Below are 13,662 nucleotides of genomic sequence, written 5' to 3' on the forward strand. Positions count from 1 at the left end.
AAAAAGGCTATCTTGAGGTTCGAGTATGAAATGTGCTGCCAAGCTCCTGCTTGGCAGAGGCAGCAAAGCTGCCTTAAGAAGCGAGCTTTGCTCGCTGTGGCAAGCGGAGCTTGCCACCCCAGCACAGATCCGTTTAGGCTGCTCCGCATTGTGAAACCCCTTTTGGGCTGCCAAGCTCCTGCTTGGCAGAGGCAGCAAAGCTGCCTTAAGAAGCGAGCTTTGCTCGCTGTGGCAAGCGGAGCTTGCCACCCCATCCCTCGCACTGGTTTCCCTTGAAGGAATAATGATTATAGGGCAAAAGACAGCGCATTATACAGTTACGGCACCGGAAGCACAAGAGATAAACTTCAAGTTCTAAGACTGGTAAAACTAAATCTACTTATTTTATTTAGCCCTGTGCTGCAGGCTTAGCCGCTTTCCTTTGATTCAAGGAAAATTACTCTCTTTACCTGTTTTACCATTTCATCGGGCATGATCGGTTTATGCAACACATATCGAATACCGGCTTCTTCCACCCTTTTTTGCAGATTCCGATCTAAAAACCCGGTATAAAGAATAATGGGTATGTTTCTTATTGAGCGAATAGATTCACTTAGCCGAATTCCATCCATCCCGGGCATATTTATATCGGCAATCACCAAACTGAAACTTTCGCTATTTTGGTTGTATGCCTGTAGGGCAAGATTGGCATCAGAAAAGGATTCTACAGAATATCCTGCTTCTCGCAGAGATTCTTGAAATATTCCGGCTAAAGCCGGTTCGTCATCCACCATCATTATGTTTGCCGGAATAAAAGGAGCTTCCGATTCTTCCTGTGGAGCTGGTATTTCTTTGGTTTGATCCAGCGCCGGGAGATATATATTAAACGTTGTTCCCTGATCTACAACACTTTGCACGGTTACAAAGCCCTTATATCCGGATACAATGCCATGCACGATGGAAAGTCCCAAACCAGTTCCTTCACCATAAGTTCGAGTGCTAAAATAAGGATCGAATATCCGCGAAATTATATCCGCAGAAATGCCGCAACCAGTATCGCTAACCTTGAGGTGCAGATAGGTGCTTTCTATAACTACTTTGGGATCTATACCAATAAGCTCAAATCCACTTACTTCATCGAGACCAATGGTTAAGGTGCCTCCCTCTGAGCGCATGGCATGAGAGGCGTTTGATGCGAGGTTAATAATAACTTGCGATAATGAGGAGCTATCTGCCAATGTACTGCGACGGCTATTAATGTAGGTTTCGATCTCAATTCTGGCAGGTAAAGCAGCGCGAATCATGGGTAAAGATTCTTCTACAATATCGGCAAATACAATTTGTCCCACATCATAGCCGCTTTGGCGACTGAAGGCAAGAATCTTTCCAATCAAACTACTTGCCCTCAAGCAAGCACGTATGGCTTCATCGAGATCGTGTTGAGCCTCGTCTGGTTGGGATAACTTGGCAGAACTCAAGGAGATATAACCTGCTATAATGGTAATTATATTGTTAAAATCGTGGGCTATACCGCCAGCGAGAGTACCTAAAGACTCCATTTTTTGGGACTGCCGCAGCTTGTATTCGAGGTTTTTTAGATCGGTTTGGTCGCGCGTGATAAAGATCAGTTTAGTAGGATTATTGGCATCATCCATAATAACCGAGGCGCTTATTAGTGATGAGAACATGCTGCCATCTAAGCGTTGGATTCGCAGTTCCTGATTTCTGATATATACACCCTTAAAAAGCTCTTGAAGCATCTTATTGAACTCTTTGCGTTCATGCGGATGCACAATTTCTGTAAACCTGAACCCGTGATTGAGTAGATCATCGCTTTTATTTGCTTTTAGTAAGCGAACCGTTTCGTCATTTACGCTAAGAAAGGTACCTTCCAAATCTGTTACGATAATTGATTCTGGTGATGTTAAGAGTATTTTTCGGGTTTGTTCTTCAATTTCTCGCAAACGAGCTTCAGTTTTTTTGCGTTCGCTAATCTCTTGTAGCAGTTCTTCCTTTTGTTGGAAAAAGCGTTTGATAAGCAGAGCTACATCGGCAAATTCGTTTTTATTACCCTCCAAGGGTTCAATAATTTGGGGATTATTTGCTTTTAGCGCATGAGAGATTAAGCCCATAGGCGATGCAATCCATTGTTGTATAAGAAAATACTGCATCATGAGAAAAATAAAGATAAAGCCTATGGTGCCAAAAAGAATAAGATTTCCCAAGTTGCGCAGAGTGGCAAGAAAGGGATTTGAACTATAGAATGTAATCCACGCAATGGGATCATTATTAATATCCGTTATCGGTTTAATAATCTTAGTGTTGTAGTTTTCAATCTGTTTCTGAGTACCCGGATCGGTAAAAGATATGCGAATATCGTAGTTTAGGGATTTCGCCAGAGAAGATAAGTAATTGTAGTTATACTCTTGAGCAAGAAGAAAATAGCCCAGAGGATCCGATTGGCTGTCATCTTCAGAGTTATGTATGGATACAACTATACAAAATAGGATATTGTTATAATGTCGCGTATGATAGCTATTTATATACCCTGCACCAAGAGAATCTTTATGAGAAATCTCCAATCGATAATCCGAAATACCGGAAGAAGCCTCAGAAGTATCGGAATAGAGCAGCTCTAACTTCGAATCGTATACTTGAACCAGTGAATAGCCAAAAACTGGGATAACGGTATCCAGATTTCTTCTTGCCCATTGCACATCGCGGCTGGATATAAACTGAACCATTTTTTCCCAAATAGAATAATCCTCTGCCAGGCTCAGTTGGGCATCATATTTCATTTGGAAGATCGAGTCTATCGTGAGTTTGCGCTGATACAGATCTCCTTCGCTATACAGGCGTAGTTCCTCTTTTTTTATATGATAGAACATATAGAAGAATGCCCCAAAAGCGAAAGCAATTACAATGAAGAGGATCAACAGCCTGGTGGCAATGCGCATTTTAGCTATCCGATTACAGTTCTTCTTGCATAGCTTTTACTCGCCGCAATCGTTCAAGCGCACTATCCATAATTTCTGCGCGAATAGTAATAATCAGCTCTCGCTCACGCTTTTCATAAGAATCGTAACCGGTTAAATACCTTAATCCAAAAACCCACCATGGAAGGTCTTTAAGAATAGGGATGCCACTGCGGACTTTGGTTTCATCAGTATCAAACAAACCGGCAATAACAGTTTCTTCCTTGTCGTAAAGTATTAGTTCTGTTGTAGATGTGCTTTTAGTAATAACTGTTGATATAGCTGAAGGCTGCCCACTTGAACGCTCTATGCTAAGTTTCATCATGATGAGCTCTTCTCCGTCTATCGTCACAATATTGGGTGTAACATTCATAATAATGCCAGTGGCGTAGAAAGAATCTTTGGTATTTCCAGCTTCATCAGCGGTTTTTATAGAAATATCCTGCCCCACTTGGATATTTCCCGTTTTCCCACTACTCACCAAGATACTCGGTTCTGCCAAGATACTGCCCTTTTGGTTCGATTCGATGGTGCGGATCAAAGTAGAGATATCTACGCTATACTTGCCGATTTCCGCAGTTCCAGAACCGGAAAGAGTAAGCGGAGACACCAATTGAGAAGCACCGGCAAATCCGGCATTTACCGACACTTTGCCATTAAAAACCGTTGACCAATCTACTCCCAGATTTTTAACATAACTGCGGTCTGCCAGCATAGCTACTGCTTTGATGCGAACTTGTTTTACTTCTGCATCCTGTTGCTCTTGGTTGCCGGTTGAATCTACCGTAGAAGAACCTGTTTGAGGATCGTAGTCCTTATCTCTTAGCGCATAAAAGCCCACCCCTTCTTCCAGTTGAAGATTGTTTTTCATAAGAATCAGATCTAGTGCCTTACGCCACTCAATATCATGAACTGGAACGTTTATGCTTCCATTATAATGTGAAAGATTGAGCATTTTACGCCCACCTTCCTGTAAGCTGAATTGCTCAAGGATCTGCATGGCGGTATTAATGTGGGTGTCTTCCTTCATGCTCACCCGTAAGTTTTGAGCCCCTATACTACTCCACAGCAGTATAAGAATGGCGACTAATATTATGTGTTTAATTTGCATGTTTAAAACCTCAGTTTTCCTTTATAAGGTACATTATCTGGTTTTCTTCAAGACCATATTTATCTACCTTGAATACTGCTTGATTATCTCTCAAATCTATACTGTATAGATAACCACCCTTTACTCTATCGTTAATATTTATGATGCGTATAATACCCTGATTATCGCGAATAAATACCCGCTTTTCGCCCATCCCAATCAAGTTACTGCTATCCAGATCTATCAAGTTTGGATCTTCCTCTTCATATTCATAGTATTGAGCCTTATCCCAAACTCTTGAACGAAATAACTGATAGTTCTTGATGCCGGTAGTGATGTGAGCAGGCTTGAGGTCTGCCCACTCTAGACCACTAGGATGAAAATGTGTGCTTAACACCATCGAAAAGGATACCGTATCGCTGTTTGCCACTCCATCCGAGCCCAAGGAAAGCTCTTCTATGGTGATAAGAGCGCGTTGGTGCTCGATATAGCGGGCAAAATTTGCCACATCCATATAATTTGCTCGCCCGGATACTATGTATGAGTTTGCTCCCTCTTCAGCATTTGTACTCAGCTTGTTTGTAGCAAAATCGTAGATGATGTTTCTATTCATCATATCCTGCAAACGCAAGAGATACTGATATGTGGTTTTGGGATTGTCTTCTTTCAAAATAACCTTGCGTTGTTCGGCAACCATCGCCTTACGCAGTTCGTATAAAGCCATTAGAGAATCTATATTGCTTATTTGGGATTCCAGTTTTCTTAGCTCTTTTTCTGTAACATCATTTTCATCTTGTAGATTTTCAATTTTCTTGCTAGAATTACTGAGCAGCAACAGTGTTCCGCCCACAATGAATATCAATAGCAAAGAAAGCACGAGGGAGTTTCTGCCAGTATTAGTCATCACTCTCTCCTTTCCTGATGGCGCTTACATCCAAAGTAATTTGTTCAGTAAGGAATGATTTGTTCATAAGTTTCAACTCATTGTAAAGTTCATTGTAGCTATCGTGACCTAAGGCAAGATCCAACCTTGCGCGAAGTAATACGGCATGAGCGTATAAGGGGTGATTTTTCGTTTTAAACACAGGTCTTAAATACTCTCCGGCTATCATATAATCCCTATCCAAATACATTCTATAAGCCATCCACCATCTTACTCCAGGTACGATTGAACTGTGAGGATGATTGGCGATGAAATTGTTGCCTATTTTGCGATAGTTCCATATATGACCTTGCTGTAAGGCGTTTACAAATGAATTATACTCCGCTATTAATACCGAATCTGCAGGAGACAATCCGGAACCCGGTAGGCACGACGGGATAAGAGGAGGTAAGTGCATACGTCTCAAAGGTAAAGGCTCGATATTGGAACTTTCTTTAACTGTGCCTGTTGAGACAATTCTGACTTTAGCAGAACCAGATGAGTTATTCTTGCGGATCTTATCTTGCTCAAGTTTGGCTTTCATATCCGCCTCAATGAGATCCAACCAGTTTACTGCAGGTGGTTGCCCTTTGATTTCGAAGCTCCATACGTTATGGTCGCGGATTTTTGCTGCAGTTACTTTATCGATGCTACCTTGAGGTAGCGCATTGGCAAGATCCACAACATAACGGCGATTGCTACTTATGCCCGAAAGATGTAAAGTATTTTTTTCTATACGCAGATTGGAAAGCCAGTTAAGAGCCCTACTAGCATATCTTCTATTCAAGGCGTCAAGCAACTCTGTCCAAAAATTCTTGTTTTCTAAAACGCTGCCCACTACTTGTAGATTTTGTTCTTGAGCACTTAATTCTTCTTCAATTTTCATTATCTGTTGAGCCTCGCCACGCTTCTGAGCTAATGAATTGCTTAACACCTGCTTGCGGTGCCGCTCAGATGCTAATGCCTGATTACTCTTGAGATATAGATTTGTGCCCATAAGAACCGATGCAAAGATAAATATGAGTATCAAAAACCCATGCCATGCGATTTTAAATTCTTTCTGTCCTTCGATAATCCGACTAGGCAAGAAATTTGATTTATGGAAACATTCATCTTCGGGATGCAAAGCTTTATAAGCCAGCGCAATTGGTATGCAGAACTTGCTTAGGCTATGATAATCTAATATTTCTTCATCTGTTGCGCTTACAATAATTTTCTTGAATTCAAAGAGTTTTACTTCTGCGGTGGGAAATGCCTCAGAAAGGTTCTCCACCAAGTCTGTATTAGCCAGATCCCCACAGATTACAATTCTCTCAGGCTCTTCAATGCCTGCGCTGTCTATAGCCAAAGTAAGCTTTGAGGATACTACTTCCGGTTCGGGAAAATTTTGTGTAATCTGAAGTTTGAGTGTCTGCTGCCACTCACCATCGCGAAACAGAAAAGCCTTGCGATACTCCTGGCCCAAATATACCAGCAAAGTTGGCTTATCCAATTCGTCGATATAACTACACTTAAAGAAATCCGTGAGAGCAATATCATTGGCATCTGCCAACTGATAAAACACCTTTATCCGGTTTGTGCGAGCATAATCTTTAACCAGATCAAGCAGTCTGTTTGTTCCTCGGTGTAACCAATGTTGTTGCTCGCCGCCAATATCCACCAGGCTGGATTGATAATCTCCAGCTTTATATACTTTTCCAGAAACCTTTGAGCGAACAAATTGCTCTATCTCTTTCTTGCTAACAAGCCCTGGAGCATCTTTGATGATGTTATCATCGTACACATTGATGGCTATTACTCCATGAGCAAGATCAAAAGACCCCAACATGCGCTCACTGGGTTGTAACTGATAGTTGGTCACATAGTCGTTGTCAAATTCGTCGATATCGATGTCTCCGCTCACAGAAGATTTTGATTCCTTTGTTTTAGAATCCACTATCTCTACCGAAGGATCATCCAATATTTTGTACCAATATTTATCCAGATCGGTATGATCCACGCCCTGCAGATAAATGTCTTCTGCCTCGCGGACCAAATGTACCAAACGAACTACCAGACCATCATGGAAGATACCGAATGCCTGTTTGGGGTGCTTTTTCATATCCTATCCTGTTCTTATCCCATTGCCAATAGCTGAGACATCCTCTTTTTGTTGTTGGCAAAATTGATAGCGCTCTGCTGGGTAATGATGCCTTTACGATTGAGATCTTTTAGATCCTGCTCCAAGGTGCACATTCCCACTCGTTTCCCCTCTACCATCATCTGATAAATTTCACCAATATTCTTGTTTCGAATAGCCGCTTTCACGCTGGAATCTACCGAGAGTATCTCTTTGGCTAGAACTAACTTGCCATCTATTGTGGGTATCAGTTTCTGACTCATGCATACAGAAAGCACATCCGCCAAACGGTTGCGGATGCGATCTTGCTCATCTGAGGGAAATTCGGCAACTATGCGGTGGATACTATCGATAGCAGAACTCGTATGTAGAGTAGTGAATGCCTTATGCCCACTATCAGTTATTTCCAGAACTGTAGCAATAGTTTGAGGGTCTCGCATTTCTCCCACCACAATGATATCCGGATCCTGTCTGAGAGCCTCTATTGCTCCCAATCGAAAACTCTTAACATCCGGTCCTACTTCTCTATGCCGTACCAAGCTTTGTTTGGATGTGTGCATGTATTCTATGGGATGCCCAATTATAACTATATGCGCTGCATTATCGCGGTTGTTCATATCGATAATGGCATCCAAAGTAGTAGATTTCCCGCTTCCTGTAATACCAGTAATAAGCACTAAGCCAGCTTTTTCGTGTTTTAGGTTCATCCTTTGCGCCACAGGTTGTGGAATCCCCAAACCCTCCATGCTGTAGAGTTTATCGTTGATGCTACGGAAATTTGTGCCTAAATGACCACTGTCGAAATAGCAGGAACCGCGAAACCGAGCATTCCCTTCCTGTAAGGCAAAGTTTAAAGAAAAATCTACGCTTCGCTCTATAAATAACATGCTTCTTTGCGCTGGACTCAGCCAACTTAGAATTATCGCACTTGTTTCCAAGTAAGCGAATTCCCCAAATTCCTCCACCGGTTTCTTACTCCCATATATGCGAAACCATACTTTTTTATCACAGCCGGGAGCACCAAAATCTATATCGGATGCATTCTTTTCACGCATTCTGGAAAGCCATTTCTTAAGGATTTCTCTACTTTCGGCTTCATGCTCGGGATGCTCGGCAAACCATGCTAAAATTGCTTCACAGATTTCTGGTCCTTGAAGGTTTTCAGTTATGCTATTTTGCATTTCAGTTAAAAAAGTAAGTGCCATAATCTCCTCGTTTTCTGATTCATCCATCTGCTTTAAAGCCGCTGTAAAGTCCTATTCTAAAGCTTGCTCGGCGCCATTTCATATACATGCACTGGATTAAGTTTATCATATACTTCTTAGTAAGAGTTTCATCTCGATACATAAAGTATTCCATCAGTTTCTTGCGTTTAAAATGGCGAATTTGAGTATTACCTTGGGCAACCAAATTGCTAAAGATGGAATGGGGATTTATAAATGTTTCTTCGCCCCATACATCTTTTTCTTTTAAAGTTTCGAGCAAAGCACCATTGTAATAGGCGTTTACCGCTCCATCTTCCACAATTATCATCGATCCTAAATCGTCTGTTAGTGGAATTTGGCTACCCTTACTGTAACTACTGATAGTTCCACAGGCTATAAAATCTTGAATCTCTTCTGCTGGAAACCCTCTCAAGAGCATAAGCTCTGGCTTTTTCCCAGAGCTGGATGCCGGTTCGACTAACTCTGCCGAATTCTCTCCCAACTCTGCCGAATGCGCTAAACCGGATTCGACCACTTTTATCAGTTCCTCAGGCTGAATAGGCTTCGTTAGATAGTGATATGCCCCGGTACGAATAGCTCTTACTGCCACATCAATGCTGGAAAACCCAGTTGTTACGATAATAACTGCCAGGGGTTGGATTTCTTTGAGGCGGGCAATCAATTCCAAGCCGCCCATACGTGGCATATAGATATCGATAATGTACAAAGAGAACTTATCATACTCTACTTTCCCCAGAGCATCCACTCCATCTACAGCCACACTAACTTCGTAGCCCAAATCACTCAAAAATTCGCTAATAATATCTCGAATGTTTTGTTCATCGTCTACAACGAGTATTTTCCGGGAATTCATTCTTCCCCCTTTGTTGCCTGTTTATCGTGAACTTTTAGCAGTTCTTCCAAGGCAGGGTCAATCTTGTCGTGTGTGTTTCGCTTCTGCTTCTGTTTGGTGTAGGTAGTTTGAAGGTCAGCAATCTCCAAATTACCTGCTGGTGCATTTACTTGAGTAAAATTATCCTGAGTCTTAACATTGTGATACCCAATCAATTCACTTTCTTTAATACTCTTAAGTCTTTGCAGCAGAAGAGATATTTTATTAACCGCCTCCGTTATTTCGGTATTGCTTTTATGTAGCCCATCCAGATTCATCTCGTTGGCATAGCGCTTTACTCTGCCCAAAGAAAGGGTTATCACGCAAAGGGGAGTATTTATATCGTGATCCAGGTGTGCAATTTCCTTAAGTGACGGCAGAAGTCGCTCCATTTCATTCTTCCAGGTTTCACACTCTTTCAGTTCGTTAACTTTACTTATAAGTTGTTCATTATCAAGGCGGTCACGGCTGATTTGGTCTGAAAGATAGTTCGCAATAAGGGCTACCCCGCTAAACAAGCCTGTGTACGACAGCAGATAAACAGTTGAGCCACTCATATCCATACCTGAAGCTTCCATTGGTGTAAGGATGGAATTCTGATACAGAACAATTAGCATGAGCAACGAAAAGCTTCCGCATAGCCCAGCAATAACGCCCCCATTCTGGGGAAAAGTAAGAGATGCAGTTATTACTCCTATAAGATACGCCCAAACAAAGAAACTATTTAAGCCTCCGGTTAGATGTACGATTAGCGTTGCAAAAAGGATATCTAAGGCAACTTGAAAGAACTTCACAAATTGTCTTTGCTGTCCTGTCTGAACTTGAAACAGTAGATTTAATGCTACTATCCCTCCAAAGACCATAAAAAACAATAGATTCTGATACATTCCTTCGCGAAAACTGATATGTAATAGTCCTATCGAAAAGAGTACTATTACTAAAAACCAGCGTACCATACTCCAGAGCGACAGCAGTTTTTGTTTCTCTTGTTCCATATCTCTTCCTTTTTTACTAATCTTTGATATACTGGATATCAGCAGGGTTTATCACAAGATTGTAATACGCCCAAATCTCCGCATCTGTCATTGTGTGGGGCACTAAGCCCACCTGGTCTATCAATCCCTTCATTTGTCTTGGAGTTCCTCCCGAGGGAATTCGTCCCAAGTATAAACCCTCATTGCGTATCGCATTGGGTCGGTAAAACGGATATAAGGGATTCGTAGCTTGGGCAACCGGCAAGCCGTTGATGTAGCCCTTAACTTTGCCTCTATCGTAAGTTAAGGCAAAGAAATGCCATTTATCTTTGTTGTGTGGCCACTTCCCATCTGGAGTAAAAGCTGCACTAGCTGTAACCTCCACACTATTGATGGTACTTGCAGTAAAGTACATATTGCCACCATCATAATAAATTGCCCCGGTTGGTTTGGTGTTACCACCACCCGAAAGCGGGTCATAATCTGGATCGTCCAAATCCGGCGGCAGCCAGATCAAGCAGGCAGAAGGATGCTTAGCCATAATCTTAGCATAAGATATTAGGGTAAAATTTGAATTCACCAACATAGTTTCGTTGCCTTCGTGCATTATATAACCATTCCCTCCCCCAAAGCTGGCACATTTCCACCCATCCACTCCTTGCCCCATGGGGCGAGTAGCAACATCGCCATAAAACAATGCGTCATTGCTATGCTCAGAAGAATCTATTACATGGTTCCAATTCTCAGAAGGATTAAATTGGGGCTGATCCATTTCCAGATGGATGCAATAATCCAAATCCAGCATCGCCACTAACGGGAAACTAAAAGCTATCTCTGCCCGATAATCAAGTGTTTGACCCTGCAATTCGCCGCTCACATAGCTAATAGCTCGATAACTATTGCTCCCATCCTCACCTTCTTCGCCTACAAAAGTATAATAAATACTATCTATATGACAGCTCTGGATTTGAAATCCGTTAAACTCTTGGTTCCACATCACTACAGAATTAGGACCCGCCATCATACCTAAAAAGACGGAGTTACGCACAGCAGTTCTTAGGGCATAATCCGATACACTTTCGGCTTGCTTCGATAGCATATTCCGCTGCACAATACGGGGCAAATCCAGCATCCTACGTTGCATTGAAACCAATATCCCGGAGTATATAGCCGTCATCAAGACTACAAAGATTAGCATTGCGCGTCCCATATTTCCTCCCTCATGCTCCACGCATATAAGCGTTCATAAAATAACACTTAAATTGTAGTTTGGTTCGTATTGATTGGCTCCCCGCCCGGGGGGGGTCATGATAAAAGCCCATTCGTATCTCGGCAGATCGAGCTGATGAAGCACTTGTTGTTAAAGCATCGTTTTTTGTGTAGTAACGAAACTTTAGCTCATCTATCCAGAACAAATACCCCAAATCGTTTAAGGGCACTCCATCTTGCGCCAACAGAACTGCAATTCCATGGGGATCTGGTGCATTGCTTAATTTTATACTTAGCTTCACCGGTGTAACACCCAGTTGATTTTGCTGGTAATCCCAATATGTCCAAAACACCAAAGAATCCGGTGTGGCATGCACAATCGCATCCTCTGGGTCAAATCCTACCCCCGCCAAGGCAACAACGCTGTTTAGCTTAGTGGCACATTGATCCATGTGATCGACCATTTGTTGCGTATACAAAGCTCGATCTGCTGCTTCCTGCATCTGAAATTGAAAGCTAATTACCATCAACAGCAGCATGCCGCCAATAACAAATGCTCCAATGATATCAAGTATTACGCCCATTATAAGTTAAGATGCGTTTTGGTATACACGCGTTGTAGGGTTACGGGAAACTTCAAACCCGGGGTTGTAGCCGTTACTCTCACCCGACGAAATATATTATCCACCGGTATTACAGTTAAGGGAACTCCCAAAGAATCGCAGCTTACCGCTTCTACAGTTAGCTGATACGTATCTCCGGGAAAGTTCAAATCGATTGTGCGCTGTGTATTATTGTAGTTACTTATTATGTGGTTAAATGCCATCATACGCGCAAAGAGTTTGGCATCAATTTCATCTAATACTGTATGACACAGCTGTGTAGCCTGAACATATTGCGTAGCATTTATTAGAAGATCGTTCTGATCTTGAATATGCCTGTTATAATTTAGGGCAATGCTGGTAAACAGCATAACTGCAAATAACGCTAATACCATGTCAAATAAGTTCATATATCAATCCTCCGCCGTTGCATATAGCACTTCGGTAAGGTCTGTAAGGCCATTACGCATGCGGTCGATTCCGCTTGCCCGCATCGATAGCATTCCGTGTTTTTCTGCAATGGCACGAATGCGTTCTTCATCGATGTCGCTTTGTGATTTTACAATTTCGTTGCGAATCTCCGGATAGAAATACAGAGCTTCAGCTATATTCACTCGTCCTTTATATCCCAAATTACACCTAGGGCATCCCACGGGCTCGTAGATTCTGCCCGCCTCTAATTCTTCCTGAGTTAGCCCAATCGCTAAAGCAGCCGGCCAATGCTCCTTGGATAGCGGTCTACGGCAATGCACACATAGCTTTCTTACCAAACGTTGAGCAATGATAATATTGATAGAATATGCCAAAAGGAAGGTCTCAATTCCCATTTTATACAAACGACTGATGGCAGAAGGAGCATCATTGGTATGCAAAGTTGAAAACGTTAAATGACCAGTATTGGAAAGTTTTACCGCTAAATCTGCAGTGATTTTATCGCGAATTTCTCCTACCATTACCACGTCGGGGTCATGACGTAAGATTGATCGAATCGCCTGATCAAAACTCATTTTATGACCAATCTTGAGCTGGCGTGCCCCTCTAATTACATATTCTACAGGATCTTCACATGTTAATACATTTATCGAAGGATTAATTACGTGATGCAATGCTGCCATCAATGTAGTGGATTTTCCGCTTCCGGTGGGACCTGTTACAATCACAATTCCCTTCGATGTAGATATTGCTTTTAGAAATTCTCTTTCTGCCTGTTCCTGAAAACCCAATTTTCTAAAATCTGTTATTACCTTCCTATCGTCTATAACTCGGATAACTATGCTTTCAAATCTGCGGTCGTATTCTTGAGATACAATAGGAATAATCGAAATCCTAAACCGAATTAGATGCCCATCTACAACTCGTTGGGCAAATCCGTCTTGAGCAGTATCGCGCTCAAAACGATCGACGCCAATGGAGCGATCTTTTACCACCGCTGATAATGCTTCTGGGGGTGTGTTTTCTTGTCGGTGCCAAAGCTGCAGTTTGCCATCAACTCTAAAAAACACATCAATTGTATTGCGATTGGCGGGAATAATATGGATATCGCTTGCATCTTTGTTAACTGCCTCTATAAGCGCACCCTCAAAGAGATTAACCAATAAGCTCTTATTGATTTCTTCATCCAGAGCCTGTTCATTCAAATCTAATCCGCTGGAACCATCGTCAACATCAGTAAGAATTTGCCCTGCCTCTTCTAAC

General features: G+C 42.1%; 12 protein-coding genes. All 12 read right to left on the reverse strand.

Features of this window, described 5'->3' with window-relative positions; genetic code table 11:
- Positions 1–249, reverse strand: a 249-nt coding sequence (locus LHW48_05800; protein ID MCB5259974.1) for a hypothetical protein, incomplete at its 3' end; no start/stop codon positions are given.
- Between the two features lie 158 nt (positions 250–407).
- Positions 408–2,936, reverse strand: a complete 2,529-nt coding sequence (locus LHW48_05805; GenBank protein MCB5259975.1) for a response regulator — start codon at positions 2,934–2,936, stop codon at positions 408–410.
- Between the two features lie 13 nt (positions 2,937–2,949).
- Positions 2,950–4,065 carry a hypothetical protein gene (locus tag LHW48_05810; GenBank protein MCB5259976.1) on the reverse strand — a complete coding sequence of 372 codons (1,116 nt, stop codon included), beginning with the start codon at positions 4,063–4,065 and terminating at the stop codon, positions 2,950–2,952.
- Positions 4,066–4,075: 10 nt separating this feature from the next.
- A complete protein-coding gene (locus LHW48_05815) occupies positions 4,076–4,948 on the reverse strand; it encodes a hypothetical protein (GenBank protein ID MCB5259977.1) in 873 nt (290 codons plus the stop codon).
- Positions 4,941–7,067 carry a hypothetical protein gene (locus LHW48_05820; GenBank protein ID MCB5259978.1) on the reverse strand — a complete coding sequence of 709 codons (2,127 nt, stop codon included), beginning with the start codon at positions 7,065–7,067 and terminating at the stop codon, positions 4,941–4,943. Before LHW48_05820 ends, LHW48_05815 begins: the two co-directional genes overlap by 8 nt.
- A gap of 14 nt (positions 7,068–7,081) precedes the next feature.
- Positions 7,082–8,290, reverse strand: coding sequence for a Flp pilus assembly complex ATPase component TadA (tadA, locus tag LHW48_05825; GenBank protein MCB5259979.1), 1,209 nt, complete (start codon positions 8,288–8,290; stop codon positions 7,082–7,084).
- A 19-nt stretch (positions 8,291–8,309) separates the two neighbouring features.
- Complete coding sequence (locus LHW48_05830; GenBank protein ID MCB5259980.1) at positions 8,310–9,164, reverse strand: response regulator; 855 nt, start codon at positions 9,162–9,164, stop codon at positions 8,310–8,312.
- Positions 9,161–10,177, reverse strand: coding sequence for a histidine kinase (locus tag LHW48_05835; GenBank protein MCB5259981.1), 1,017 nt, complete (start codon positions 10,175–10,177; stop codon positions 9,161–9,163). Before LHW48_05835 ends, LHW48_05830 begins: the two co-directional genes overlap by 4 nt.
- A 16-nt stretch (positions 10,178–10,193) precedes the next feature.
- Positions 10,194–11,366, reverse strand: coding sequence for a LamG domain-containing protein (locus LHW48_05840; protein MCB5259982.1), 1,173 nt, complete (start codon positions 11,364–11,366; stop codon positions 10,194–10,196).
- A gap of 10 nt (positions 11,367–11,376) precedes the next feature.
- Complete coding sequence (locus LHW48_05845) at positions 11,377–11,949, reverse strand: hypothetical protein (protein MCB5259983.1); 573 nt, start codon at positions 11,947–11,949, stop codon at positions 11,377–11,379.
- Complete coding sequence (locus tag LHW48_05850; protein MCB5259984.1) at positions 11,949–12,377, reverse strand: hypothetical protein; 429 nt, start codon at positions 12,375–12,377, stop codon at positions 11,949–11,951. The genes LHW48_05845 and LHW48_05850 overlap by 1 nt, the downstream gene beginning before the upstream one ends.
- A 3-nt stretch (positions 12,378–12,380) precedes the next feature.
- Positions 12,381–13,662, reverse strand: a 1,282-nt coding sequence (locus LHW48_05855; protein ID MCB5259985.1) for a GspE/PulE family protein, incomplete at its 5' end; no start/stop codon positions are given.

This window comes from Candidatus Cloacimonadota bacterium, from assembly GCA_020532355.1.
Lineage (GTDB): Bacteria > Cloacimonadota > Cloacimonadia > Cloacimonadales > Cloacimonadaceae > UBA5456.

Excerpts from the sequence above, each read along its gene's own strand:
- LHW48_05805 (MCB5259975.1), bottom strand. The coding sequence starts at position 2,936 with ATGCGCATTGCCACCAGGCTGTTGATCCTCTTCATTGTAATTGCTTTC.
- LHW48_05810 (MCB5259976.1), bottom strand. The coding sequence starts at position 4,065 with ATGCAAATTAAACACATAATATTAGTCGCCATTCTTATACTGCTGTGG.
- LHW48_05815 (MCB5259977.1), bottom strand. The coding sequence starts at position 4,948 with ATGACTAATACTGGCAGAAACTCCCTCGTGCTTTCTTTGCTATTGATA.
- LHW48_05820 (MCB5259978.1), bottom strand. The coding sequence starts at position 7,067 with ATGAAAAAGCACCCCAAACAGGCATTCGGTATCTTCCATGATGGTCTG.
- tadA (MCB5259979.1), bottom strand. The coding sequence starts at position 8,290 with ATGGCACTTACTTTTTTAACTGAAATGCAAAATAGCATAACTGAAAAC.
- LHW48_05830 (MCB5259980.1), bottom strand. The coding sequence starts at position 9,164 with ATGAATTCCCGGAAAATACTCGTTGTAGACGATGAACAAAACATTCGA.
- LHW48_05835 (MCB5259981.1), bottom strand. The coding sequence starts at position 10,177 with ATGGAACAAGAGAAACAAAAACTGCTGTCGCTCTGGAGTATGGTACGC.
- LHW48_05840 (MCB5259982.1), bottom strand. The coding sequence starts at position 11,366 with ATGGGACGCGCAATGCTAATCTTTGTAGTCTTGATGACGGCTATATAC.
- LHW48_05845 (MCB5259983.1), bottom strand. The coding sequence starts at position 11,949 with ATGGGCGTAATACTTGATATCATTGGAGCATTTGTTATTGGCGGCATG.
- LHW48_05850 (MCB5259984.1), bottom strand. The coding sequence starts at position 12,377 with ATGAACTTATTTGACATGGTATTAGCGTTATTTGCAGTTATGCTGTTT.